Genomic DNA, 25,191 nt, shown 5'->3' with positions numbered 1-25,191 from the left:
CCCCCTATTCCTTAACCCAGTTATTAGCAAAATCACAGTCCCTATTGGCTTCATTAACACTGATATAGGTATCATCAATATGTTTGCCCATCCATTTTTTTATGGCATTATACTGTTTTTCCGTTAGGGCAAGTTGTTGAATCCTTGTATAATCCTTGGCAAAATCAGCCACATGCTCATCGTACCTATTGGTAACTTTCAGAATCTTATACTTTGGTCCACCCCCCCTTGGGTCCTGCTCTAGGATAGGGTATGAAATCTCATTATCCTTTAAGTTCCGTACCTGATTGTAAAGGGTCGGATCCATTTTGGTCAACTCAAACCTAGAATCGTAGGTAATCGGGTTTCGCAATAACCCCCCATCAAATTTGGTTTCTTTTTCATCCGAAAAATTACGGGCAGCATCAGCGAAAGAGTATCTACCATCCATGATATGCTTGCGTATCGTATCCAATTCGGACTTGGCCTCATCCAATGATTCTTGGGAAATCTCTGGGGTTATGAGTATATGGCGTAAATCGAGTTCTTGACCCCTTATTTTTTCGATATATACCAAATGAAATCCAAACATGGTCTCAAAGGGTTCGGATACCTCACCTTCCTGTAAGCTAAAGGCAACATCCTTAAAGGTTTTGTCGAAACCGGTATCCTTGGTGATACTATAAAAACCACCTTTTGATTTAGACCCAGGATCCTGTGAGTACAGAATGGCCTTAACACTGAATTTGGCATCATTGTCCTCAACATCCGCCTTTATGGCCTTCAGCTTGTCAATGACCTTTTGTTTTTCAGCCTCAGTAGCCTTAGGTTGCTTAATGATTTGGGATATTTCCAACTCAGCACCAAAAACCGGACGTTCATCCTTCGGTATCTTATTGAAGAATTGGCGAACCTCTTCGGGTGTTATCTCTATTTCGGAAATGATGCTATTCTGCATTTTTTCAGAAAGCATTCGTAGTTTGTTGATCTTGTTAATGTCTTCCCTTAAGCTTGCCTCATCCTCTTTTTTGTAGAACTTCAGCAATTTTTCCATAGAACCCATTTGGGCCACAAAGGATTGGATTTGTCTTTCGGTAGTTAAACTCACCTCATCATCGGAAACCAACAAACTATCCTGTACCGCCTGGTGGGCATACAAACGATCTTCCATTAATTTTCCCAACAGACCACAGCGGGTGATATCCTCTGACATGGCCCCTTGATTTTTAAGGTCGATCAAGGTTTTTTCAATATCGGATTCCAAAATCACATAATCCCCAACAACTGCAGCAATACCATCCAATTTCACTTTTTTGAAATTAGAGGTCGAGTCCTTGGTTACACCCTTGTCGGCCTGTAACTCTGGCAAGGGTGGCTCAATCTGCGTATCTGGAACTTCGTCGGGTACTTGGGAAAAAACACTTCCTGAAATAAACAATAAGGATAGTAAAAGGGTAATTTTATTTGTCTTGTGCATAGACTTCGAATTCTTTTTCTTTAATAGCTTCATCTATTATCTCGGTTTCCAATTTTCTAATATAGTCCAACTTTCTGCGATTGAGAAGCACTTGTCGAATTGATGGTTCTATATAGGACAAGGGTGCAATGTCATTAACATCCAACACTCCCGTAATCTTTGCCAAATATACCCCTAATGAATCCTGCAATTCAAAAAATTGTGATTTTTTTAAGTATCTATCCTGATTTTCAAGGGTCAAAGGAGGTATTTCTTCCTGCACCCTCGAGGCACTGACCCAAATGGAATCATTGAAGTTCAACTTTTTGAATTGCACCCCTATGGAATCCAAATATTCAATATCCTCTTCCTTAAAACTTTTCAATTTATCCGCCACCGTTTCCTTATCCATGAATTGGGGTGGTAAGTGAATGAATCTAAGGCTGATCAGTTTTTCCTTGAGTTTGAAATTCTCCTTTTCCTTTTCGTAAAAGCTTTCCAATTGGGATTTGCTAATGACCGTATCACTCCCTTGTTGCACCAATGCCTCTTTATAAGCCCGGGTATATAAATCGGTCCTATAGGTTTTTACCAATGCATCGAATTCTGCTAGTTTTTCTTCTGATAGATTGATCTTGGCCTTTGAAAGCAATAACTGCTTGGATGCCCAATTATTGATATAGTCGGTCACAAACGATATACTATCCGCCTCACTCATATTTTCCGTGAAGAGTGGTGCTATATCGTCCTTGTACAAATACAATTCCCCCACACGGGCAATCGGTTCCTGATCGGCATGATCTTTCAATAACGAATTGCAGGACATACCGAGCAGGACTAAAACCACCCAAGTATATCGAACTGGAAAAGTATTTTTCAATCTAAAAAACATCCCGCAAAAATAACAATTACAACCTGTTAAACAAGTGATATAGGCTTTCATTAACACAATTTACACATAAATGCAAACCGCATTCCGTTAAAAAACAGACACCTGACGCCAGTACCTACCCAATGGCACCAAAAATGTAGTCCTTCCCAACTATGACCGATAATCCAATTTCCAAGGAGAAAAACCCAAAAAGTAGAACAACTCTCCAAAAAGAATTAATTTAGGCGAATCATAAAGTAGCAAAGAGGAATAAAGCAATGAACAGGAAAATCAGGCTTATTTGGGACTTTCGGGGCCCTGCAGCGGCAAAAACCGCTGAACATCATGAAATTCATTTAAAGGAATATATCCTTATTGAGAACCTTGAACCGCAAATCACCGGGCACGAACATATCAATGAAATGCATAGTTTGGCCTATATGGTCGTAGAGGAAAAAGACATGATTGCCGTCCGTGATGCCCTAAAACCCCATCGGGCCGAAGTATACCAAGAATAATTTGCTCCAAGAACAACGGATGATCCAAAAAACACTTCCCTTCCTGATCATAATGGTTTTTTCAACCGCTTGCAAAAAACCACCCCAATACACCAATGCCCTGGACTATGCACTAGCTTCCAAAGACCTTAAAATAAAAAGGGTAATCGACAGTCTGGATTCCTACGAAGTACAAATAAAATTCACTAAAATAATAAGGGCAGGTGACAGTGTTATTTTCGAAGACCACGACTTTCAAGTCAATGACACCAACTATTTCTACCCTGCCAGTACCATAAAATTACCTATTGCCGCCTTGACGCTTGAGAAATTGAACCATATGGATTCGCTCCATAGAAATACCAGGTTTTATGTGGAAGGCGATACTATGGAAACCACATTTGCCTCTGACATCATGAAAATTTTCACCATCAGTGATAATGCGGCGAACAATCGTTTATTTGAATTTTTGGGACAGGATGCGATCAATGGAAAATTAAAACAGAAAGGTATCGATGCCGTTCGTATTTCGCACCGATTGTCTTCTGACGATGCCTATGAAATCACTACCAAACCCCTTGTAGTCTATTTAAACGACTCTACTACGACCATGTTGAAGAACACGATCAACACCAGCGCCATCCCCTTGGATATGAACAAAATACACAAAGGCAAGGCCTATTATGATGATGAGGATGGACTTGTAGACGAACCTTTCGACTTTAGCCTAAAAAATTATTACCCCATAAATGCACAGCACAATGTGCTAAAGAGAATTGTTTTCCCCGAATGCTTCGATCCCAGTGAACGATTCGACCTAAGCACCACACAACGTGATTTTCTCCTAGAGGCCATGCAAACCTTACCCAGGGAGGCCGGCTATGACCCAAAGGAATACTACGATAGCTATGTTAAATTCTTGATGTACGGGGACAGTAAGGCAGCTATTCCCGATTATATAAAAATACGAAATAAGGTGGGCTATGCCTATGGCACCCTAACCGACTGTGCTTACATACACGACCCTAAAAACAATGTGGAATTTTTACTGACCGCCACAATACTTGTCAATGAAGATGGCATTTTCAATGACAATGTCTACGAATATGATTCCATTGGCATTCCCTTTTTAGCCACATTGGGCAAGGAGATATACAATTATGGATTACAATCAAAGAAAGATTAAGGTAGTATTACAAAAAAGAACTTATCCCAGAACGGAAAATTCCCATCAATAAATCCATGATTATATCGTTTTAGTGTTAGCCAAAAACCGAATTCAGCCTTTTTACCCCATTTTGGGACATAAACCAGACCTATGCAAGACCATCAAAACCGCATTGACGAGCTCAACCAAAAACTAGAGACCCTACTTAGCAAACAAGAAGGTTTTGCGAAAGAACTCATGACCCTATACAAGGAAATCGAAGCCTTAAAAAAAATGGGGGCCGAATTTTCGGAAACAAAAAAGACCATTACACCACAGCCTGTGGTCGAAAAACCAATAGACACCCCCATCCCGAAAGGGGAAGTCACAAAGGAATTCGCTATCGAACCCATTACGGTTGGGCTACCAAAAGAAAATGTGAAACCCAAGTTGGTGCAAAAAATAAAGACCAAATCGAATTGGGAAAGGTTCATCGGTGAAAACCTCATCAATAAAATTGGAATCGTGATTACCGTCCTCGGGGTTGCCATAGGCGCAAAATACTCTATTGAAAACAACCTGATAAGTCCGTTGACTCGAATTATCCTTGGCTATTCTGCTGGTTTGGGCCTATTGGGTTTCGGCATAAAACTCAAGGAAAAATATGAAAACTACAGTGCCGTACTTGTAAGTGGGGCCTTGGCCATTCTCTATTTTATAACCTTTGCGGCTTATAGTTTTTACGATTTATTTCCGCAGCTCATGACTTTTGCCCTAATGCTTGTTTTTACCGCTTTCGGAGTCGTGGCCGCATTGCATTACAACAAACAGGTAATTGCCCATATCGGTCTTGTGGGCGCCTATGCCGTACCCTTCTTACTGAGTAACGACTCTGGGAGTACATCTGTTCTTTTTTCTTATATGGCGATTATAAATATCGGCATTTTGATCATTTCCTATAAAAGATACTGGAAGTCCCTTTACTACTCATCTTTCGTCATTACTTGGCTTGTATTTGCCAGTTGGACGGGGTTCTCCTATGATTATGAAGCACATTTTACAACTGCCCTGATATTCTTAAGTGTTTTCTTCCTTATTTTCTATGCTACTTTTCTAGTATATAAATTAAAGGTCTCTGAAAAATTCAAAAATTCAGATATCGTACTCCTATTACTCAATGCGTTTATATTTTACGGATTCGGTTATGGGTTACTTTCGCAAAATGATACCGGAGTACAACTCTTGGGGGTTTTCACCCTCTGCAATGCCATGCTACACTTTATCGTAAGCTTGATCATCCACAAAAGGAAATTGGCCGACCGCAATCTATACTATTTGGTTTCAGGAATGGTCCTGGTTTTCTTGACCATTGCCATTCCCGTTCAATTGGACGGCAATTGGGTCACCCTTTTATGGGCGTTTGAAGCTGCCCTATTATTCTGGATAGGACGTAAAAAGAATGTTGTTGTCTACGAGTACCTCTCCTATCCTTTGATGGTTTTAGCGGTATTCAGCCTAATACAGGATTGGGAGCTAAGCTACTACATCTTCCAAGGTCAAGACTCCACCATGCGACCTGTTTTCAATGTCACCTTTTTGAGCTCTATATTGTTCTTAGGTGCCTTTGGCTTTATCAATTGGGTAAACAACACTGTAGCACATCCTAAGGAAAACGCCAAAAACACTTCGTTTCCCACAATCATGACTTACGCAATCCCAAGTATCTGGCTCATTATACTCTTCTTTAGCCTGTTCTTGGAAATCCAGTATTATTGGGATACGTTGTACTATGGTTCTGAAGTTGCGATAACCAACGAATACGAATACCTCAAGTACAATCCCGATATTCGTAGTACAGGCAATATATGGTTGCTCAACTATTCCCTTATGTTTATCGCTGCGTTGAATTTGGTGAATATCAAAAAACCGAAAAACCGGGTTTTAGGCATTGTTTCGCTTACCGCTGGTCTATTCGCCCTATTGATATTTCTTACCATGGGATTGTATGAACTCAGCGAATTAAGGGAAAGTTACATTGACCAAACCCTTTCAGAATATTATAACATAGGGATCTTTAATATCATCATTCGCTATATAACCTTTGCGTTTGTGGCGCTTTTATTGATTAGCCTGTATAGATTGATACGTCAAGCTTTCATGAAAATAAACTTCAACATACCCTTCGAAATCATCCTTCATATAAGCATTCTTTGGGTTGCGAGTAGCGAATTGATCCACTGGATGCATATGGTTGGATCCCATCAAAGTTACAAACTAGGCCTGAGCATATTTTGGGGTATATATGCCTTGGTCATGGTTGTTCTGGGGATTTGGCAAAACAAGAAATTCTTACGTCTCGTTGCCATGATTCTATTCGGGCTTACCTTGATCAAATTATTCTTCTATGATATCGCATCGCTCAACACCATATCAAAAACCATTGTTTTTGTTTCTTTAGGGGTATTGTTGTTGATCATTTCATTCCTTTACAATAAGTATAAAAACAGAATATCAGATGATGAAACGAACTAAGATCAGTCTATTGGTCAGTCTTCTCTTTAGTGCGGTTGCCCTTGCCCAAATCGGGGATTATAATACCAAAAGGGAAATCCTGGGTATTACGGACCAATGGCATTCCTTCGAATTACCACCTTCGGTTTTTACGAAGGTATCGAACAACCTGGCGGATATCCGCATATATGGCATAACCCCAAAAGACACCCTTGAGGCCCCTTATCTCTTACGAATCGAAAGGGAGAAACACATACAAAAGGAAATTGACTTTGAATTGATCAATACCACAAACAAGCAACACGACCATTACTATACTTTTGAGGTACCCACCAAAGAAACCTTGAATGGGATTTTATTGAATTTCAAAAATGAAAATTTCGATTGGAAGGTGACGTTGGAAGGCAGTCAGGAGCAATCCAATTGGTTTACGATTCTAAAGGATGCACGAATACTATCCATAAAAAATGAGCAGACCGATTACCGCTTCACCCAGTTGAATTTCCCCAATGCAAAGTATCGCTATTATCGAATATCATTCCATAGTGAAATGACACCAAGATTTAAAGGGGCGAACATTTATTTAGATGATCGCATCAAAGCCAAATACAACACTATCCATATAGCCAACCTCGAGAGCTCCAAGGATAAGGACAAAAAGCAAACCATACTCCAAATCGTAATGGACCAACGTGCGCCTATTAGTTTCCTTAGTCTCGATATAGCCAATGACATTGATTACTACCGGTCGTTTCAACTTCAATATGCCCATGACAGTGTCGCTACGGAAAAAGGATGGAAATACAATTACCGCACCCTTACACGGGGTACGCTAAACTCCGTCGAAAAGAATGAATTCACATTCAATTCCGTATTGGCAAAAAAAATAAGGGTAATCATTGAAGACCATGACAACCAACCTTTAAGCATCGAAAATGCGACTGCAAAAGGCTACGTTCATCAAATAATAGCCCGATTTACGGGTAAGGCGGCGTATTTTTTGGTCTATGGAAACGAAAACGCCTATCTTCCAAATTACGATTTAGTGCATACTTCCAAAAATATCCCCAGTTCCTTAACCCAGGTTAATTTAGGGGAAGCCATACCGATTCCCAAAAAACAAGAAGACAAAATCGCTCCTTTGTTTGAAAATAAATTTTGGCTTTGGGCCGTAATGGGTGTGATCATTTTGGTATTAGGCGGCTTCACCCTTAAAATGATGACAAAAAAGTAACCTCGTTTATTGCGAAGGAAAACCCTAAATTTGTGGTGTCACAAAAGATACGGCCAAATGTCAGCACCCAAACAAACCCGAATCAATAAATATTTAAGCGAAGTTGGTTATTGCTCACGAAGAGCTGCAGACAAACTCATTGACCAAGGCAGGGTCACCATCAACGGAAAAGTTCCCGAAATGGGTACAAAAATTATTCCCAGCGATGAAGTTCGTGTTGATGGCGAATTGATTTCAGACCCTAAGGACAAACCCGTCTATCTTGCATTCAACAAACCAATAGGCATTGTTTGCACGACGGACACAAGGGTTGAAAAAGACAATATCGTGGATTTTATCAACTACCCAACGCGGATCTTTCCGATTGGCCGGTTGGACAAACCGAGTGAGGGACTCATATTCATGACCAATGATGGCGATATCGTAAATAAGATCCTCCGCGCCCGTAACCATCATGAAAAAGAATATTTGGTGACTGTAAACAAACCCATAACCCCTGCGTTTCTGGAAAAAATGCGTACCGGCGTTCCCATTTTGGATACGGTTACACGGGAATGTGAAGTGGAAAGTCTTGGCAAATACCAATTTAAGATCATCCTGACCCAAGGCCTCAATAGACAAATACGTCGAATGTGCGAATATTTAGGCTATAATGTCAAAAAATTAAAACGCATTCGTATCATGAATGTAAAGTTGGATATCCCTGTCGGCACATGGAGGGATCTGACAAATGAGGAATTATCCGAAATCAATAGGTTGGTCGCATCCTCTTCGAAAACCCATGATGATCTTTCATAACCCCACCCAATACAAGGAGGTATACTTCCCTATACAAAGGGACAAAATAAAACATTCCCTCACTTTATAAATCAAATCATATATACGTCTGATTGACCAAGAACATTCAGTTTAAAGGATTCGTTGTTTTACACCCTAATTTTGTTTTGCCTTCGCACTATATTTATTTTTAACGCTTTGGCCCATAGACCCTAATCAAAATCGGTACTTTGACATGATATACCCAACATACAAAGGAATAGTTACTTTACCTGCTGGAGCTCATTTTATGGGGCATTCAAAAAAATTTTCAGTAATGTATTCATAATAGATAGAAGTATCCTGACAGAAATCATTTTCAATACACGAAATAATGACAATCTTTATAAACCTATCAAACGACGCATCAAAATCAGCACCCTATACATTAGGGGGTTAATCCATTTATTTTAACAACTTATGTTCGTAATTATCACTAACTTGTATAGACCCAAAAGCGCTATCCAATTTAAAACAAGCCATCATGAAGAATAAACGATTATTTAGGTTTCGAAAGGCATTCAATACCCTATTACTTTGTTTCTTTCTTATGGGCTTGTTAGGCATGCCCGATGCTTCGGCCTTTGTTCAGGAAGCTCAAGAGCAAGAAATGAATTACAAGCAATTTAAAGGAAGGATAATGGATGCCGAATCCAAAAAACCATTGGTGTTTGCCACACTTACCGTCGAAGGAACGAATATCAGTACCATTTCAAATACAGAGGGTGAATTTGCCTTAAAAGTACCCACATCGATGAAGGAAGGTAAAGTTTTGGTCGCTTTTTTAGGGTATAAAAACAAATCGATCCCCCTTTCCCAATTCAAGGAAGACAACAACAAAATTTATTTGGATGTTTTTGTGGAAGCCTTGGGCGAGGTTAGTCTTAGCGTCCCCAAGAATGCTGAGGAATTGGTGCGGGAAACCTTAAAAAGAAGAGGGGAGAATTATTTTGATGATCCCACCCTAATGACAGCCTTTTATCGGGAAACCATAAAAAGAAGAAAGAAAAACGTTTCCCTTTCGGAAGCTGTTGTAAATATTTATAAAACCCCATACAACTCAAACAAGAAAGACGGGGTTAAGCTTTATAAAGCCCGTAAAAGTACCGATTACAGTAAACTTGATACCGTTGCCCTTAAATTACAGGGCGGACCGTACAACGCACTTTATGTGGATATCATGAAGTACCCCGAGTATATTTTTCATGAAAAATCCCTAAGTAAATATAATTTTAGTTTCGAACAATCAACCCGTGTTGACAACCGGCAGATTTATGTGATCGATTTTAAGCAAAAACCAAATATTGAGGAACAATTATATTCGGGCAAACTATATATCGATGCGGAACATAAAATCTTGACCAGTGCCATTTATTCCTTGAATATTACCAATAAATATGAGGCCGCTAAATTATTTGTCCGTAAAAAACCTGCCAACGCCAGGGTCTGGCCCAACAAGGTCGCCTATCGTGTAGACTATCGTGAGAAAGATGGCAAATGGTACTACGGTTACAGTAATGTGCTTTTGGAATTTAAAATCGATTGGGATAAAAAACTTTTCAACTCGGTCTATAGTCTATCCTGCGAGATGGCTGTCACCGATTGGAAAAAGAACCTAACCAACGAAATGCCCAGGGCAAGGGACAGAATCAAGACATCGATTATTTTGGGCGATGAGGCTGTCGGGTTTTCCGATCCCGATTTCTGGGGAGAATACAACATTATAGAACCTGAAAAATCAATCGAGTCCGCCATAAAGAAAATACAAAGACAACTTAAAAAATCTAAGTCGGGCGATGGTAGTCCCGCTCCTTAGACAATAGGTAAAACTGCAAACAAAAAAACGTCCTGAAGGCTTTCAGGACGTTTTTATTATTTAGAATGATGTGTAACCAACCTTAGTTGGCCACTTCACTGATAAACTTCAATCGATATAAACGAAGATCTTCTTCCTCATACTCGCCATCAAACTCTTGCATGGCCTCCTCAAGATCATCGGTTTCGGCCTCCAAGAAATAATCATGGATCTCTTCCTGTTGGTCTTCATCCAAAACATCATCGATATAATAGCCAATATTCAATTTTGTACCGCTATATACGATCTGTTCCATTTCCTTGATCAATTCAGGAATCTCAAGACCTTTGGCCGAAGCAATATCCTCCAAGCCTAATTTCCGGTCCACATTCTGAATGATGTATAGTTTCAATCCTGAATTTGCCCCGGTACTTTTCACGACCAAATCATCGGGTCGTAAAATATCATTTTCATCAACATACGTTTTGATTGCATCAATAAAAGGTTTACCGTATTTTTTGGCCTTACCTTCCCCTACTCCATAGATATTCAGCATCTCTTCCATGGAAATCGGATATTTCAGTGCCATATCCTGTAGTGAAGGATCTTGGAAAACCACAAATGGGGGTACACTCAATTTATCTGCCTGCTTCTTCCTAAGGGATTTTAAGATTTTCAAAAGTTTCTCATCGGCCACTCCCCCTTTAGAGGCACTTACAATAGCTTCGTCCCTTTCCTTGCTATATTCATGGTCTTTGGTCATCATAAACGATGTAGGCTTAACCAAAAATTTCCTTCCTTTATCCGTTAGATGAAGGATACCGTATAATTCAATTTCCTTTTTCAAAAGTCCGGCCACCAACGTCTGACGGATCAAGGCCATCCAATGGTTCACACTTTGATCTGACCCTATGCCAAACACTGACTTTTCATTGGCCTTATGGGATGAAACCAAGGCGTTTACTTGCCCCGTAATCGTTTTTACAACTTCCTTTGACTTGAATTTTTCACTGGTTTCCTCTACGGTGCGTAACAATTTAAGCACATCATCCTTCGCTTCCTGTTTTTCTTTTGGATTACGGGCATTGTCATCCATATCGGCCCCATCCCCATTGACCTCATCGAATTCTTCCCCAAAATAATGAAGCATGAATTTTCTACGGGACATGGAGGTTTCCGCATAGGCGACGACCTCTTGCAACAGGGCATTCCCTATCTCCTGTTCAGCGACAGGCTTACCTGACATGAATTTTTCCAATTTCTCGATATCCTTATAGGAATAGAACGCCAAACAATGGCCTTCACCCCCATCCCTTCCGGCACGACCGGTTTCCTGATAGTAACTTTCAATACTTTTCGGAATATCATGGTGGATAACGAAACGAACATCAGGTTTATCTATACCCATACCGAATGCAATGGTAGCCACCACAACATCAACATCTTCCATAAGGAACATATCCTGGTACTTTGAACGGGTCTTGGCATCAAAACCAGCATGGTAGGGAACGGCACTAACACCATTTACCTGTAAAACCTGTGCCAATTCCTCAACCCTTTTTCTGCTCAAACAATAGATAATACCAGACTTACCTGCATTTTGTTTTACATACCGGATTATATCCGCATCAACATTTGCCGTTTTAGGGCGTACCTCATAAAATAAATTGGGTCTATTGAACGATGCCTTAAAAACCTTGGCATCGTTAATTCCCAAATTCTTTATTATATCTTCCTGGACTTTGGGTGTTGCTGTAGCCGTTAGGCCAATAATTGGAATATTGTCACCAAGCCTACTTACGATAGTTCTTATATTCCTGTATTCAGGTCTAAAATCATGACCCCATTCCGAAATACAATGCGCCTCATCAACAGCAACAAAAGAAACTTTCACAGATCTTAGAAAATCTATGTACTCCTCTTTGGTCAATGATTCCGGAGCAACATACAACAACTTAGTAACCCCTGATATAATATCGTTTTTGACTTGTTTGACCTCGGTCTTGTTCAATGAAGAGTTCAATACATGTGCGATACCATAATCATCGGAAATACCCCTTATGGCATCTACCTGATTTTTCATCAAGGCTATCAATGGGGATACGATAATCGCGGTACCCTCATGCATTAAGGCCGGTAGTTGGTAACATAATGATTTGCCACCGCCCGTGGGCATAATTACAAAAGTATTATTTCCTTCAACAATATTATTGATTACTTGTTCCTGCAGTCCCTTGAACTTGGAAAACCCAAAATACTTTTTTAACGAGGCGTGTATATCATAATCATTCTGCCCCATTGCTTCTTTCACCATCTAATTTCTTAATTCAATGGCCTAGGGCCATCTACCAAATTTATAGTTGAAGTTAAGGCGTTTTGTTTTACGAAACAAATCCTTCCTTAACATCGTTTAAAACTTAACTGTTTTATAAAATTAAGTTTATGTAATTTTGTAAACTTAAATATAAGACATTCTTTTAGGATAACAATCCTTAACTTCAAATATACCTTGAACAATTCCGAAACCATATTCAAAATTGCCAAAAAGACCATTGAAACCGAAAGTGCGGCCATTGGGAATTTGGCACACCTCTTAGATGGGGATTTTACCCTAACGGTCAACAGTATTTTAAACTCCAAAGGCAGGGTCGTAATCTCGGGCATAGGCAAAAGTGCTATTATTGCCACCAAGATAGTGGCCACCTTGAACTCCACCGGAACACCTGCGATTTTTATGCATGCCGCGGATGCCATACATGGTGATTTAGGGACCGTACAGGATAATGACATTGTCATTTGTATCTCCAAAAGCGGTAACACCCCAGAAATCAAAATGCTGGTACCCCTGATCAAACGGGGTAAAAATCTTTTGATAGGGATGACAGGCAATACAGAATCTTTCTTGGCACAACATGCCGATCATATATTGAACACCTATGTCGAAAAAGAAGCCTGCCCCAATAACCTAGCACCAACCACCAGTACAACGGCACAATTGGTCATGGGGGATGCCCTTGCCATTTGCCTGTTGGAACTTAAAGGGTTCAGCAGCAAGGATTTTGCGAAATACCACCCAGGGGGCTCCTTGGGCAAACGATTGTACCTTACTGTCAACGATATTGTCCAAACCAATATGAAGCCCCAGGTCGATGTAGCTACCGATGTTCGTCAGGTCATCGTTGAAATATCTGAAAAAATGTTGGGGGTCACTGCAGTAATAAATGACGAAAAACTTGTAGGTGTTGTCACTGATGGGGATATTCGCAGAATGTTGAACAAATATGAAAATATCAACGGACTCAAAGCCGAGGATATCATGAGTGCCAATCCGAAAACCATTGAGACGGACAAACTTGCCATTACAGCTCTTGAACGTATGCAAGAAAACGAAATCTCGCAATTATTGGCCGTAAAGAATGGAGCCTATAAGGGCATAGTACATTTACACAACTTAATAAACGAGGGCATAATATAATGGCTGAAACCGAGAGAAAAAGTCCGGACGAAATGTCTTTTCTTGACCATCTTGAAGAATTGAGATGGCATTTGATTCGAAGTATTCTTGCGATTGTCCTTATTGGGATCGTAGCATTCGTAATGAGTCGTTTCATTTTTGACAACATCATCTTTGCTCCGACAAGAATGGATTTTCCCACATATCGTTTCTTTTGCGATATCGCGACATTCTTTGGTATAGAATCTGCCTTTTGTGCCGAAAAATTACCTTTCACCATACAGAGTCGATTGATGGGCGGGCAGTTCTCCGCCGATATTTGGACTGCCATTTGGGCCGGTTTTATCATAGGGTTCCCTTATGTACTCTATGAAATATGGAAGTTCATTAGCCCCGGGTTGTATGAGAAAGAGCGCAAAAACTCAAGAGGATTCATTTTCATCGCATCTTTACTTTTCTTTATGGGTGTGCTTTTTGGGTATTATGTTGTGGCTCCCTTATCCATTAACTTTTTAGGAACCTATCAGGTTAGTGATATTGTACTGAACGAATTTGACATAGGATCATATATAGCTACTTTAAGGACATCGGTTATCGCATGTGGAATAATATTTGAGTTACCCATAATCATTTATTTTCTGACCAAAACAGGTTTGGTAACCCCCGAAATCCTAAGAAAGTATCGAAAAATTGCCTTGGTGATCGTTCTAATCCTATCTGCGGTAATCACCCCTCCTGATGTGACCAGTCAGATTATTGTGGCCGTACCCGTGCTTATATTGTATCAGGTCAGTATCCATATTTCCAAAATGGTATTACGGGCAGATGCAAAAAAAGAGGCCAAATTGGCTGCCGAGAAAAAGAAAAAAGGTTAAAAAACAGTGAATAAGAAACCATCACCCAGTATTTAGATTTAGATTTGGGGGATATTTATTTGAATTTATCCGAATCCGCTTATGAAGCTTAGAGCAGATAATATTATGAAGGCCTATAGGGGGCGCCAGGTGGTAAAAGGGATTTCCTTGGAAGTCAACCAAGGTGAAATCGTTGGACTTTTAGGACCTAATGGCGCGGGGAAAACCACCTCTTTCTACATGATTGTCGGCCTTATAAAACCTAATACGGGCAAGATTTACCTGGATGATATGGAAATCACCAATTTCCCCATGTACAAACGCGCCCAAAATGGTATTGGATATTTGGCCCAAGAGGCTTCGGTATTTCGAAAATTAAGTATTGAAAAGAATATATTAAGCGTGCTACAGCTGACCGATCTCAGCAAAAAAGAGCAACTTATGAAAATGGAATCGCTCATTGAGGAATTCGGCCTTGGCCATATTCGAAAAAACAGGGGTGATTTACTTTCAGGGGGAGAACGTCGTAGAACCGAAATCGCCCGGGCCTTGGCTACCGACCCAAAATTCATTCTTTTGGATGAACCCTTTGCGGGGGTTGACCCCGTAGCCGTTGAGGATATCCAGCGTATCGTAGCCCATTTAAAGGATAAGAACATTGGCATCCTCATCACTGACCATAATGTTCAGGAAACCTTGGCCATTACCGAACGTTCCTATTTAATGTTCGAAGGGGGAATCTTAAAATCCGGTGTACCGGAAGACCTCGCTGCTGACGAAATGGTTCGTAAGGTATACTTGGGACAAAATTTTGAGCTACGTAAAAAGAAGCTCGATTTTTAAGGCAACTAAGCCTTTTTGGATACATTTCCGACAGCAGAGCTCAAAATATAAAAGACAATAATCGCAGGTATGGCCAAATACTTCATGGTCAGCAAGAGCACCAAACTCACGATAAGGAAAATATAACGTTGCGAATTATCCTTAAAATTCCAATTCTTGAACTTTAAGGCAAACAGTTCCAATTTCGAATTCAGCAAATACGCACTTAAAATCGTAATCCCAATCAAAAACCATTGATTAAGGATAATACCGTTCAATATATCATTGTTCTGGTACAACAGGATCAAGGGTAGGGACAGGATCAACAAGGCATTGGCCGGTGTGGGTAGTCCTATAAAAGAACTGGTTTGGTTGTCATCAATATTGAATTTCGCCAAGCGATATGCCGATGCCAAAGTAATCAAAAAGCCCAAAAAGGGTAAAGGGGCAACTTTAAGTCCAACCCAAAAGGTATCATGTGCCGCCTGGGAAGACAAGCTCACATTCCATCCACCATTCATTGACATGGCCAATAACTGGAACATGACAATACCGGGCACAAGACCACTGGTAATTACATCGGCCAGGGAATCCAACTGCAACCCCAATTCACTTTTTACATTTAAGATCCGGGCTGCCATTCCATCAAAAAAATCAAAGATAATCCCCAGGAAAACAAAAAAGGCGGCAAGCTCCAACTGGTTCAGTACGGCAAATACCGTAGCCACAGAGCCACAGAAGACATTCATTAAGGTGATCAGATTGGGAATATGACGTTTCATGACTACTTGTTTATGTAAAAATAAGATATTTATAGGAATACTATTTCCAATTTCCCTTCCCTAATTATTTGTACTGCCCCTAAACCCGCCTTGCTTCCCTTCCCCCTATCCACATCAACAAACTTTGAATACATTACCGATAACAACCCAATACAAATCCTATTGCATAAAATGAGGCTGGCCAAAATCAAAGTAAACCTTACCTTTGGCAAACCTAATCATCAAGATGCCCAAAGATAAAACTACCTTCTAAACAATTTATTCAGATATTTGTCATTGAAAATTTCTATCGAAACATTATGCCATTAAAAAGGTTAATCACATTCCTTTTATTTTTCATTACACTTACGGGGTATTCCCAGGTTCCGGAATTGTCCCCATTGTCAAAAATCAGTGTTTTGACCTGCGGGCCTGGCGACCAACTCTATTCCACCTTCGGGCACAGTGCCTTTCGCGTAAAAGACCCTGCCATTGGCATAGATGTCGTTTATAATTATGGGGTGTTCGATTTTTATTCGGACAACTTTTATGTGAAATTTGCCCAAGGAAAACTGGATTATATGTTGGCCCGACAGCAATACCCCAATTTTATCCGCGAATACAAATATGATAAACGCTGGGTAAAGGAACAGGTCCTGGAACTATCCCAAACCGAGAGAAACAAGCTGTTCCAGTTTTTAGAGCACAATTACCTTCCCGAAAACAGAGGCTACCCCTATGACTTCTTTTATAACAACTGTGCCACCAAGATTTGGGATGTTCTCGATTCGGTTTACGGCAATAAATTGGTCTTCGATAAAAACTACCTTAAGAATCAATACACCCATCGCGAGCTTATACGACAAAATATGCCGGTTAATTCATGGTCTTCCTTCGGTATAGACCTAGCCCTTGGGGCCGTCATTGACGATTTGGCAACACCAAAAGAACACATGTTCCTGCCCCAATATATAATGCAGCAATTGAACTTCGCTAAATTGGACAACCAACCTTTAGCCCCCAAAGAGGTTTTCCTATACCAACCCAAAATCACGGAACACAAAAGTAATTTTTTACTTACCCCACTGTTTTGGTCCATAATGTTGATGGTTTTGGTTTTTAGTATAACCTATAAGGATTACAAGAACAATAAACGGACTAAGGGAATGGATTTCGCCCTCTTCCTAATAACAGGGCTCGCCGGGATACTTATTTTCTTTTTATGGTTCATCACGGACCATACCGCTACCGCCAATAATTTTAATATCCTTTGGGCATTTCCATTCAATTTGGTCCTTGCCTTTTTGGTAGGGCGTAAAAAAGCACTTCCCGAATGGATCGTCAAATACATGCTATTTTTAATCTTGATGCTATTCGTGGTTATCGGCTTATGGATAATGAAGGTTCAAATATTTTCCCCGGTGCTTATCCCCATCTTATTGGCGTTAGGTTCTCGGTATTTCTTTTTATATTCCCGTAATCACAAACAAAACACCCATTCCCGAATATGAACCTACTTTCTGTTGAAAACATAGCGAAGTCCTATGGTGAACTTGTCCTTTTTGAAAATCTATCCTTTGGGGTCAATAAGGATCAGAAGATTGCCTTGATCGCCAAGAATGGCGACGGTAAAACTTCAATACTCAACATTCTTTCCGGCAAGGACGTTCCCGATGCCGGACTGGTCAATTATCGAAAAGGAGTACGGGTGTCTTTCCTGGAACAGGAACCCGACCTCAATCCCGACCTAACCGTTGAAGAGACCATTTTTGCCTCTGACAATGAAATACTCAGGATAATCCTGGCGTACGAAAAAGCATTGGAAAACCCTGAAGACGAAGAGGCTTACCAAAAAGCCTTTGAAGGGATGGACCGCCATGACGCTTGGGATTTCGAGACCCAATACAAGCAGATCCTCTTCAAACTGAAATTGGAAGACATCCACGCCAAAGTGGGGCTTCTGTCGGGTGGACAGAAAAAACGATTGGCCTTGGCCAATGCACTCATCAATAGACCTGACCTATTGATCCTGGATGAACCTACCAACCATTTGGACTTGGAAATGATCGAATGGCTCGAACAATACTTTTCAAAGGAAAACATAACCTTGTTCATGGTTACCCACGACCGTTATTTCCTGGAGCGGGTCTGTAATGAAATCATCGAATTGGACGGTGGCAAATTATACCCCTACAAAGGCAATTATTCCTATTATCTGGAAAAAAAGGAAGCGCGTTTGGAACAGGAAGCCGTTGAACAACATAAATCCAAGTCACTCTTCAAAAAGGAATTGACATGGATGAGGAGACAACCCAAGGCCAGGACCACTAAATCAAAGTCAAGGATCGATGACTTTAAGGATATCAAAGAAAAGGCACATCAACGCCGTATAGAGCATGAGGTGCAACTCGAATTAAACATGGAACGCATAGGGAGTAAGATCCTTGAACTCCATAAAATATCCAAAACCTATCCGGGAAAACCCATCCTCGACCAGTTCGAATATACCTTTACCAAAGGGGAACGTATTGGTGTCATTGGCAAAAACGGTACGGGAAAATCAACCTTTCTAAATATTTTATCCGGTTTGGACCAACCTGACTCTGGCAAGGTAGTCATTGGTGAAACCATCAAAATAGGATATTACACCCAAAAAGGCATCACGATCAAACAAGGGCAAAAAGTCATCGATGTCATTCGGGAGTTCGGGGATTTTATCCCCCTAAAAAAAGGAAAACAAATTTCCGCACAACAGCTGCTTGAACGCTTTTTATTCGATAGAAAAAAGCAATATGATTTTGTCGAAAAGTTAAGTGGGGGTGAACGCAAACGTCTTTACCTATGTACCGTACTGATCCAAAATCCGAATTTCCTGATCTTGGATGAACCTACCAATGACCTTGATATCATGACCTTAAATGTACTGGAGAGTTTTCTGTTGGATTTTCCCGGATGCCTCATGGTCGTATCGCATGACCGTTATTTCATGGACAAGATCGTAGACCACCTCTTTGTTTTTAGGGGAAATGCCGTTATTGAGGATTTTCCCGGCAATTATTCCGATTACAGGGCTTATGAGGACAGTCAGTTGGTAGAAACCAGGTCTGAAAAGAACAAGACCAATGAAAACAGTTCGGCAAAAAACTCCTGGAAAGAGGAAAACACCGTAACAAAACTCTCTTATATCGAGCAAAAGGAATACAAATCACTGGAAAAGGACATACAACGATTGGAGAAAAAGAAAAAGGAATTGCAAAACAAATTTGCCGAAGGTAATCTTTCCGGAGAGAAGATCGATGCGCTTTCTATAGCATTAAAGGAAATCGCGGAGGCCATTGAAACAAAAACCGAACGATGGTTTGAGCTTTCGGCCATGATGGAAGGAAATTAACAAAAACCCTTTTGTTCCATGTTGTACCGCATTATCGCTTACCTAAGGTTCATCCTAAGTTCAACCAACCAGCATGGGGTACATTCCCCCTTTATGTATGCATATGTCACAAAATGCCTGTACCAAAGATCAAAATTCAAGGGAGGCAAAAACATAAAAGCCTTATTCAAGAGCATTGTTTATTTTAAGGCTAGGAACGTTTTTATCCCCCCCAATGAAGATGCTTTGATCGACCGGATAAAAGAAGCATTCCCACATATTAAGATCAACCAACAACCGGCAGACATTATTTATTTGAATACACCCAACAACGTATTGTTTTCCAACATCATAAAAGAAGGCACCTACCATAATGACAGTATGGTTTGGATCGACAAGATACATTATAACAAAGAAAACACATGTCTTTGGGAGTCATTGAAAAACCATGCCAAAGTAACTGTATCGGTTGATCTATTTTATTGCGGGGCCTTATTTTTTAGGAGGGAACAGGCGAAAGAACATTTTAAAATTAGAATATAAACCCGTAACTTTATACAGAAGGAACTCTGCGGTACCAAGTTTCGCAACATCCGTTAAAATCAGCATTTCCAAAAAAGGGGAAATCAAAGTATAAAATTATGGAATATCCCATTTATTCGGTTCTAGGTGTACTTGTCGTCATATATTTGTTTTTTATGATTGTCAACAGGAATAAATCCAAAGAAAGAAAATCGAAAAAATTCATGGATGGGTATCACCATGAGGACAAAAAAGAGAAAGAAAATCGAACCTAGGAACAACAACACTACATGAAGATTTACACTAAAACCGGAGACAAAGGCACGACTGCCCTTTTTGGCGGCACCCGAGTTTCAAAAAAGCATATCAGAATCGACAGTTATGGTACCATTGATGAATTGAATGCGTGGGTAGGCCTTATCCGCGACCAGGAAATGGATACCTACACCAAGAGTTTACTCTCCCTGATCCAACATAAACTTTTCACCGTCGGTGCCATTTTAGCCACAGACCCTGAAAAAGCCATCCTTAAAAACGGCAAAGAGCGATTGAACATCCCCAAAATAGATGCTTCTGACATTGAATTGCTGGAAAATGAGATGGATATCATGAATGAATCCCTACCCCCGATGACACACTTTATACTCCCTGGGGGACACACAACCGTGTCATACTGTCATATTGCCCGTACCGTTTGCCGAAGGGCCGAACGTATGGCCACGGAACTGTTCGAAAAAGAGCCGTTTGATGAAAATGTCATGTCATACATAAATCGACTTTCAGACTTCCTTTTTGTCTTGGCACGGAAATTGTCCAATGACCTAAAGGCGGATGAAATCAAATGGATTCCCGAAAAGAAAGGCTAATAAATCCCGATTTTATTCGTTATCAAACTATTATAGCTAAATAATTGCAAAATAACTTGGCTATTTCAGGATAAAAATTACTTTTGCAAAAATTAAAAATTAAACTACTAAAATGTATTGGACTTTAGAACTAGCATCCTATTTAAGCGATGCACCTTGGCCGGCGACCAAAGATGAGCTTATCGATTATTCGATTCGGACTGGAGCACCTTTGGAGGTTGTAGAAAATTTACAATCTATGGAAGAAGAAGGTGGTGAAATATACGAGTCCATCGAAGAAATTTGGCCAGACTATCCCACAGAGGAAGATTACCTCTGGAACGAGGATGAATATTAAATAAAATCAAACACGTAAAAAAAGTCTCTTCGGAGGCTTTTTTTTATGATTTTATTATAATTACTGACCAGATAAAAAGAAAGAAATTAGCATTCAAAATGTTACCTTCGCAGTGAAATAAAATACCTTGGACTTTTTCTCGGTAAATTTGGCAGTATCTCGGGCATTCCTTTTGATCTATCAAAAACTGGAACACCTTTTGCTTTATCCTTGAAATATTCTTTTAAAAAGGTTTTTAATATAATAGAGCGTTTAAAAAATTGAAAGAAATCGATTTCCGCAACTTTCAATCATATAATAGTAATAAATTATGAGTTTTATAAATTCAGTGCTGAAGGCATTTGTAGGGGACAAATCAAAGAAAGATGTTAAAGAGCTACAACCTATCCTTAAGCAGATAAAATCATTTGAATCCATATTGGAAGGTTTGAGTATCGATGAACTCAGGGCCAAAACTGATGAATTCAAAGCAAGAATAAAGGCCGATTGCAAGGAATTGGACGATAAGATTAACGAGTTGACCGAGCAGGTACACAACTCTACCGATATTGACAAGAACGAGGATATTTATGCCGAAATAGACAAACTTAAGGAAGAGGCTTATAAAATTTCCGAAAAAACCTTGAACGATATTCTACCAGAAGCTTTTGCCGTAGTCAAGGAAACAGCCAAGAGATTTGTAGCCAATGAAACCCTTGAAGTTACCGCAACGGAGTTTGATAGAAAATTATCTGGAAGTAAGGATTATGTATCCTTGGATGGTGACAAGGCTATCTGGAAAAACTCATGGGATGCTGCCGGAAAAGCAGTTACATGGGATATGGTTCATTACGATGTACAGCTCATCGGTGGTATCGCCCTTCACCAAGGTAAGATCGCGGAGATGCAAACAGGTGAAGGTAAGACCCTGGTCGCTACCCTACCTATGTATTTAAATGCACTTTCTGGCCATGGCGCCCATTTGGTGACGGTAAACGATTACTTGGCAAAAAGGGATAGTGCCTGGATGGCCCCTATATTTGAATTCCACGGACTTTCCGTTGATTGTATAGATCATCACAAACCCAACTCCGAAGGACGTAGGGCGGCTTATAACGCTGACATCACCTATGGCACCAATAACGAATTTGGTTTTGATTACCTAAGGGACAATATGGCGCATACACCTGCTGACTTGGTGCAAAGACCACAACATTATGCGATTGTCGATGAGGTCGATTCTGTCTTGGTCGATGATGCACGTACCCCATTGATCATTTCGGGACCTGTTCCTGAAGGGGATCGCCATGAATTCAACGAACTCAAACCCAAAGTCAATGATATCGTCCAAAAGCAAAGGCAACATTTGACCGGTGTATTGGCTGAGGCAAAAAAAGCAATTGCTGCAGGTGACACCAAGGAAGGTGGGTTCCTACTATTAAGGGTCTTTAGGGGATTACCTAAAAATAAGGCCTTGATCAAATATTTGAGTGAGGAAGGTATCAAGCAATTGTTGCAGAAAACCGAGAACTACTATATGCAGGATAACAATAGGGAAATGCCCAAGGTTGACGAAGACCTCCTATTTGTTATCGATGAGAAGAACAATCAGATTGAATTGACCGATAAGGGTGTCGATTATATCTCTGGGGAACAGAATAGGGATTTCTTTGTTATGCCTGATATTGGCGGTGAAATAGCAAAAATTGAAAGTCAGAACCTCGATATTGAAAAAGAAGCTGAACTCAAGGAAGAGCTTTTTAAGGACTTCACGATAAAGAGTGAACGCATACATACCATGAGCCAATTGTTAAAGGCATATACCCTTTTTGAAAAAGATGTGGAATATGTGGTCATGGAAAATAAGGTTTTGATCGTTGATGAGCAAACCGGTCGTATTATGGATGGGCGTCGCTATTCTGACGGATTACACCAAGCCATTGAGGCAAAGGAAAATGTGAAGATCGAAGCACTGACACAGACCTTCGCTACAGTTACCCTCCAGAATTATTTCAGAATGTACAAGAAACTGTCAGGTATGACAGGTACTGCCGTTACGGAAGCTGGGGAATTTTGGGAAATTTACAAATTGGATGTGATGGAGATCCCAACAAACCGTCCAATTTCCAGGGATGACCGAAACGACTTGATCTATAAGACCAAACGCGAAAAGTACAATGCCATTATTGAAGAGGTGACCAAGTTATCACAATCGGGAAGGCCTGTATTGATTGGTACTACCTCAGTTGAAATTTCAGAATTACTGTCTCGAATGTTGAACATTCGAAAAGTACCCCATAATGTTTTGAATGCGAAACTGCATAAAAAAGAAGCCGATGTGGTTGCAGAGGCCGGTAATCCAGGCGTGGTTACCATCGCAACCAACATGGCAGGTCGTGGTACGGATATCAAACTGACCGAGGAAGTGAAAAAAGCGGGTGGTTTGGCCATTATTGGTACAGAACGCCACGATTCAAGACGTGTAGATAGACAGTTAAGAGGTCGGGCAGGACGACAAGGTGACCCAGGAAGCTCCCAATTCTATGTTTCTTTGGAGGATAACCTAATGCGTTTGTTCGGTTCTGACCGGGTAGCGAAGATGATGGACAAGATGGGCTTGGAAGACGGAGAGGTCATACAACATTCCATGATGACAAAATCAATTGAACGGGCCCAGAAAAAAGTAGAGGAAAACAACTTTGGGGTTCGTAAACGATTGTTGGAGTATGATGATGTCATGAACGCACAGCGTGAAGTGGTATACAAAAGAAGGCGCCACGCCCTACAGGGAGAGCGTCTAAAGGTCGATATTGCCAATATGATCTATGATACCTGTGAGGTTATTGCCGAGTCCAACAAGGGCGCCATGGATTACAAACATTTCGAATTCGAATTGATTAAATTCTTTTCGATAACCTCACCCATAAGCGAGGCCGATTTCGGAAAAATGACCGTACCTGAACTGGCAAATTCCATTTACAAATCCGCTTACGAGTTTTATCAAGGTAAGATGGAACGCAATGCGGCAACCGCATTTCCTGTCATTAAGAAGGTTTATGAGGACAACTCGAACAAGTTCGAACGTATTGTGGTACCATTTACCGATGGGATCAAGAGTTTGAATGTGGTTACCAACCTGAAGGAAGCGTACGAAAGTGATGGTAAACAATTGGTAACTGATTTTGAAAAGAACATTACACTTGCCATAATAGATGACGCATGGAAAACCCATCTGCGCAAAATGGATGAATTGAAGCAATCGGTACAATTGGCCGTCCATGAACAAAAAGATCCTTTGTTGATCTACAAGTTCGAGGCCTTTGAACTTTTCAAGAGTATGATCGACAAGGTCAACAAAGAAGTGGTTTCATTCCTATTCAAAGGGGAATTACCAACTGAAAACCCGAATGAAATCCAAAATGCAGGAAACGTAAGAAGACCTAAGGAAAATTTACAGACCAGTAAGGAGGAAATCCCCAATAGTGATGAACTCGCCTCACAAAACAGGGCTGCTGGCCAAACCCAAGGGCAAAGACCACAAATAACGGAAACCATTATCCGTGACCATCCTAAAATTGGACGAAATGACCGTGTCACCATTAAAAATGTGATGTCGGGCGAAAGTAAAACCGTGAAATACAAACAGGCGGAACCGTTGATCCATAATGGCGATTGGGTTTTGACTGAAGACTGATTTCCATTAAAATAATTATAAAAAGCGACCCAATGGTCGCTTTTTTTTTTGCAAATAAACAATATCATTAAAGAAACCCAAATGCCCAATCCCGTATACGAATGGGATTGTATTGCAATACTCCATGTACGAACCCCATAAATAGGCCCTTCCCGTTATAAACCTCTATATCAGCAACATCAAAGAATCTGAATGAAAATCCAACCGATCTAAAAAAAGGATATAC

19 protein-coding genes are annotated in these 25,191 nt (G+C 40.4%); 15 read left to right on the top strand and 4 right to left on the bottom strand.

All coding sequences use genetic code 11. From position 1 onward, the window contains the following. Positions 1-4: 4 nt before the first annotated feature. On the bottom strand, positions 5-1,456 hold the full coding sequence (locus tag HPE56_RS15495; protein WP_188244652.1) for a peptidylprolyl isomerase: 1,452 nt from the start codon (positions 1,454-1,456) through the stop codon (positions 5-7). Beyond that, a complete protein-coding gene (locus HPE56_RS15490; RefSeq protein WP_223170339.1) occupies positions 1,440-2,261 on the bottom strand; it encodes a peptidyl-prolyl cis-trans isomerase in 822 nt (273 codons plus the stop codon). The genes HPE56_RS15495 and HPE56_RS15490 overlap by 17 nt, the downstream gene beginning before the upstream one ends. Positions 2,262-2,584: 323 nt before the next feature. On the opposite strand from HPE56_RS15490, the gene HPE56_RS15485 reads away from it, so the two are divergent. The 6 genes from HPE56_RS15485 (at position 2,585) to HPE56_RS15460 (ending at position 10,327) form a co-directional block, all read left to right on the top strand. After that, positions 2,585-2,824 (top strand): hypothetical protein, encoded by a 240-nt coding sequence (locus HPE56_RS15485; RefSeq protein ID WP_188244651.1) that lies wholly within the window; start codon positions 2,585-2,587, stop codon positions 2,822-2,824. Positions 2,825-2,843: 19 nt separating this feature from the next. Continuing rightward, a complete protein-coding gene (locus HPE56_RS15480; RefSeq protein WP_188244650.1) occupies positions 2,844-3,989 on the top strand; it encodes a serine hydrolase in 1,146 nt (381 codons plus the stop codon). A 132-nt stretch (positions 3,990-4,121) separates the two neighbouring features. Next, positions 4,122-6,482, top strand: coding sequence for a DUF2339 domain-containing protein (locus HPE56_RS15475; protein WP_188244649.1), 2,361 nt, complete (start codon positions 4,122-4,124; stop codon positions 6,480-6,482). Then, positions 6,466-7,695, top strand: coding sequence for a DUF3999 family protein (locus tag HPE56_RS15470; RefSeq protein ID WP_188244648.1), 1,230 nt, complete (start codon positions 6,466-6,468; stop codon positions 7,693-7,695). Before HPE56_RS15475 ends, HPE56_RS15470 begins: the two co-directional genes overlap by 17 nt. Before the next feature lie 57 nt (positions 7,696-7,752). Continuing rightward, positions 7,753-8,493, top strand: a complete 741-nt coding sequence (rluF, locus tag HPE56_RS15465) for a 23S rRNA pseudouridine(2604) synthase RluF (protein WP_188244647.1) — start codon at positions 7,753-7,755, stop codon at positions 8,491-8,493. A gap of 502 nt (positions 8,494-8,995) precedes the next feature. Then, the gene (locus HPE56_RS15460) at positions 8,996-10,327 is read left to right on the top strand and encodes a carboxypeptidase-like regulatory domain-containing protein (protein WP_394355058.1); all 1,332 of its coding nucleotides are present in this window, start codon (positions 8,996-8,998) and stop codon (positions 10,325-10,327) included. A gap of 82 nt (positions 10,328-10,409) precedes the next feature. Here HPE56_RS15460 and recQ read toward each other — a convergent pair whose 3' ends face one another. Next, positions 10,410-12,620 carry a DNA helicase RecQ gene (gene recQ / locus HPE56_RS15455; RefSeq protein WP_394355057.1) on the bottom strand — a complete coding sequence of 737 codons (2,211 nt, stop codon included), beginning with the start codon at positions 12,618-12,620 and terminating at the stop codon, positions 10,410-10,412. 195 nt (positions 12,621-12,815) lie between these two features. On the opposite strand from recQ, the gene HPE56_RS15450 reads away from it, so the two are divergent. The 3 genes from HPE56_RS15450 (at position 12,816) to lptB (ending at position 15,457) form a co-directional block, all read left to right on the top strand. Beyond that, positions 12,816-13,781 carry a KpsF/GutQ family sugar-phosphate isomerase gene (locus HPE56_RS15450; protein WP_188244646.1) on the top strand — a complete coding sequence of 322 codons (966 nt, stop codon included), beginning with the start codon at positions 12,816-12,818 and terminating at the stop codon, positions 13,779-13,781. Continuing rightward, positions 13,781-14,635 carry a twin-arginine translocase subunit TatC gene (gene tatC / locus HPE56_RS15445; RefSeq protein WP_188244645.1) on the top strand — a complete coding sequence of 285 codons (855 nt, stop codon included), beginning with the start codon at positions 13,781-13,783 and terminating at the stop codon, positions 14,633-14,635. The genes HPE56_RS15450 and tatC overlap by 1 nt, the downstream gene beginning before the upstream one ends. Positions 14,636-14,716: 81 nt before the next feature. Next, positions 14,717-15,457: an LPS export ABC transporter ATP-binding protein gene (gene lptB, locus HPE56_RS15440; RefSeq protein WP_109649225.1), complete on the top strand. Its 741-nt coding sequence runs from the start codon at positions 14,717-14,719 to the stop codon at positions 15,455-15,457. Positions 15,458-15,462: 5 nt separating this feature from the next. On the opposite strand, the gene HPE56_RS15435 is transcribed toward lptB, so the two are convergent. Beyond that, the gene (locus tag HPE56_RS15435; RefSeq protein WP_188244644.1) at positions 15,463-16,218 is read right to left on the bottom strand and encodes a CDP-alcohol phosphatidyltransferase family protein; all 756 of its coding nucleotides are present in this window, start codon (positions 16,216-16,218) and stop codon (positions 15,463-15,465) included. Between the two features lie 299 nt (positions 16,219-16,517). On the opposite strand from HPE56_RS15435, the gene HPE56_RS15430 reads away from it, so the two are divergent. The 6 genes from HPE56_RS15430 to secA all read left to right on the top strand — a co-directional run bounded on the left by HPE56_RS15430 (position 16,518) and on the right by secA (position 24,965). Beyond that, entirely contained in the window at positions 16,518-17,708 is a 1,191-nt protein-coding gene (locus HPE56_RS15430) for an Lnb N-terminal periplasmic domain-containing protein (RefSeq protein ID WP_188244643.1), read from the top strand. Further along, positions 17,705-19,588 carry an ABC-F family ATP-binding cassette domain-containing protein gene (locus tag HPE56_RS15425; protein ID WP_188244642.1) on the top strand — a complete coding sequence of 628 codons (1,884 nt, stop codon included), beginning with the start codon at positions 17,705-17,707 and terminating at the stop codon, positions 19,586-19,588. Before HPE56_RS15430 ends, HPE56_RS15425 begins: the two co-directional genes overlap by 4 nt. Positions 19,589-19,606: 18 nt before the next feature. Beyond that, positions 19,607-20,110, top strand: coding sequence for a hypothetical protein (locus tag HPE56_RS15420; protein WP_188244641.1), 504 nt, complete (start codon positions 19,607-19,609; stop codon positions 20,108-20,110). Positions 20,111-20,379: 269 nt separating this feature from the next. After that, entirely contained in the window at positions 20,380-20,955 is a 576-nt protein-coding gene (locus HPE56_RS15415) for a cob(I)yrinic acid a,c-diamide adenosyltransferase (protein WP_188244640.1), read from the top strand. A gap of 112 nt (positions 20,956-21,067) precedes the next feature. Continuing rightward, complete coding sequence (locus HPE56_RS15410; protein WP_013994285.1) at positions 21,068-21,292, top strand: DUF2795 domain-containing protein; 225 nt, start codon at positions 21,068-21,070, stop codon at positions 21,290-21,292. 310 nt (positions 21,293-21,602) lie between these two features. Beyond that, entirely contained in the window at positions 21,603-24,965 is a 3,363-nt protein-coding gene (gene secA, locus HPE56_RS15405) for a preprotein translocase subunit SecA (RefSeq protein WP_188244639.1), read from the top strand. Positions 24,966-25,191 lie beyond the last annotated feature (226 nt).

The sequence above is a fragment of the Maribacter aquimaris genome, assembly GCF_014596745.1.
GTDB classification, from domain to species: domain Bacteria; phylum Bacteroidota; class Bacteroidia; order Flavobacteriales; family Flavobacteriaceae; genus Maribacter_A; species Maribacter_A aquimaris.
The sequence above is the reverse complement of the archived record's forward strand: the minus strand, read 5'-3'. Positions and strand labels throughout refer to the sequence as shown.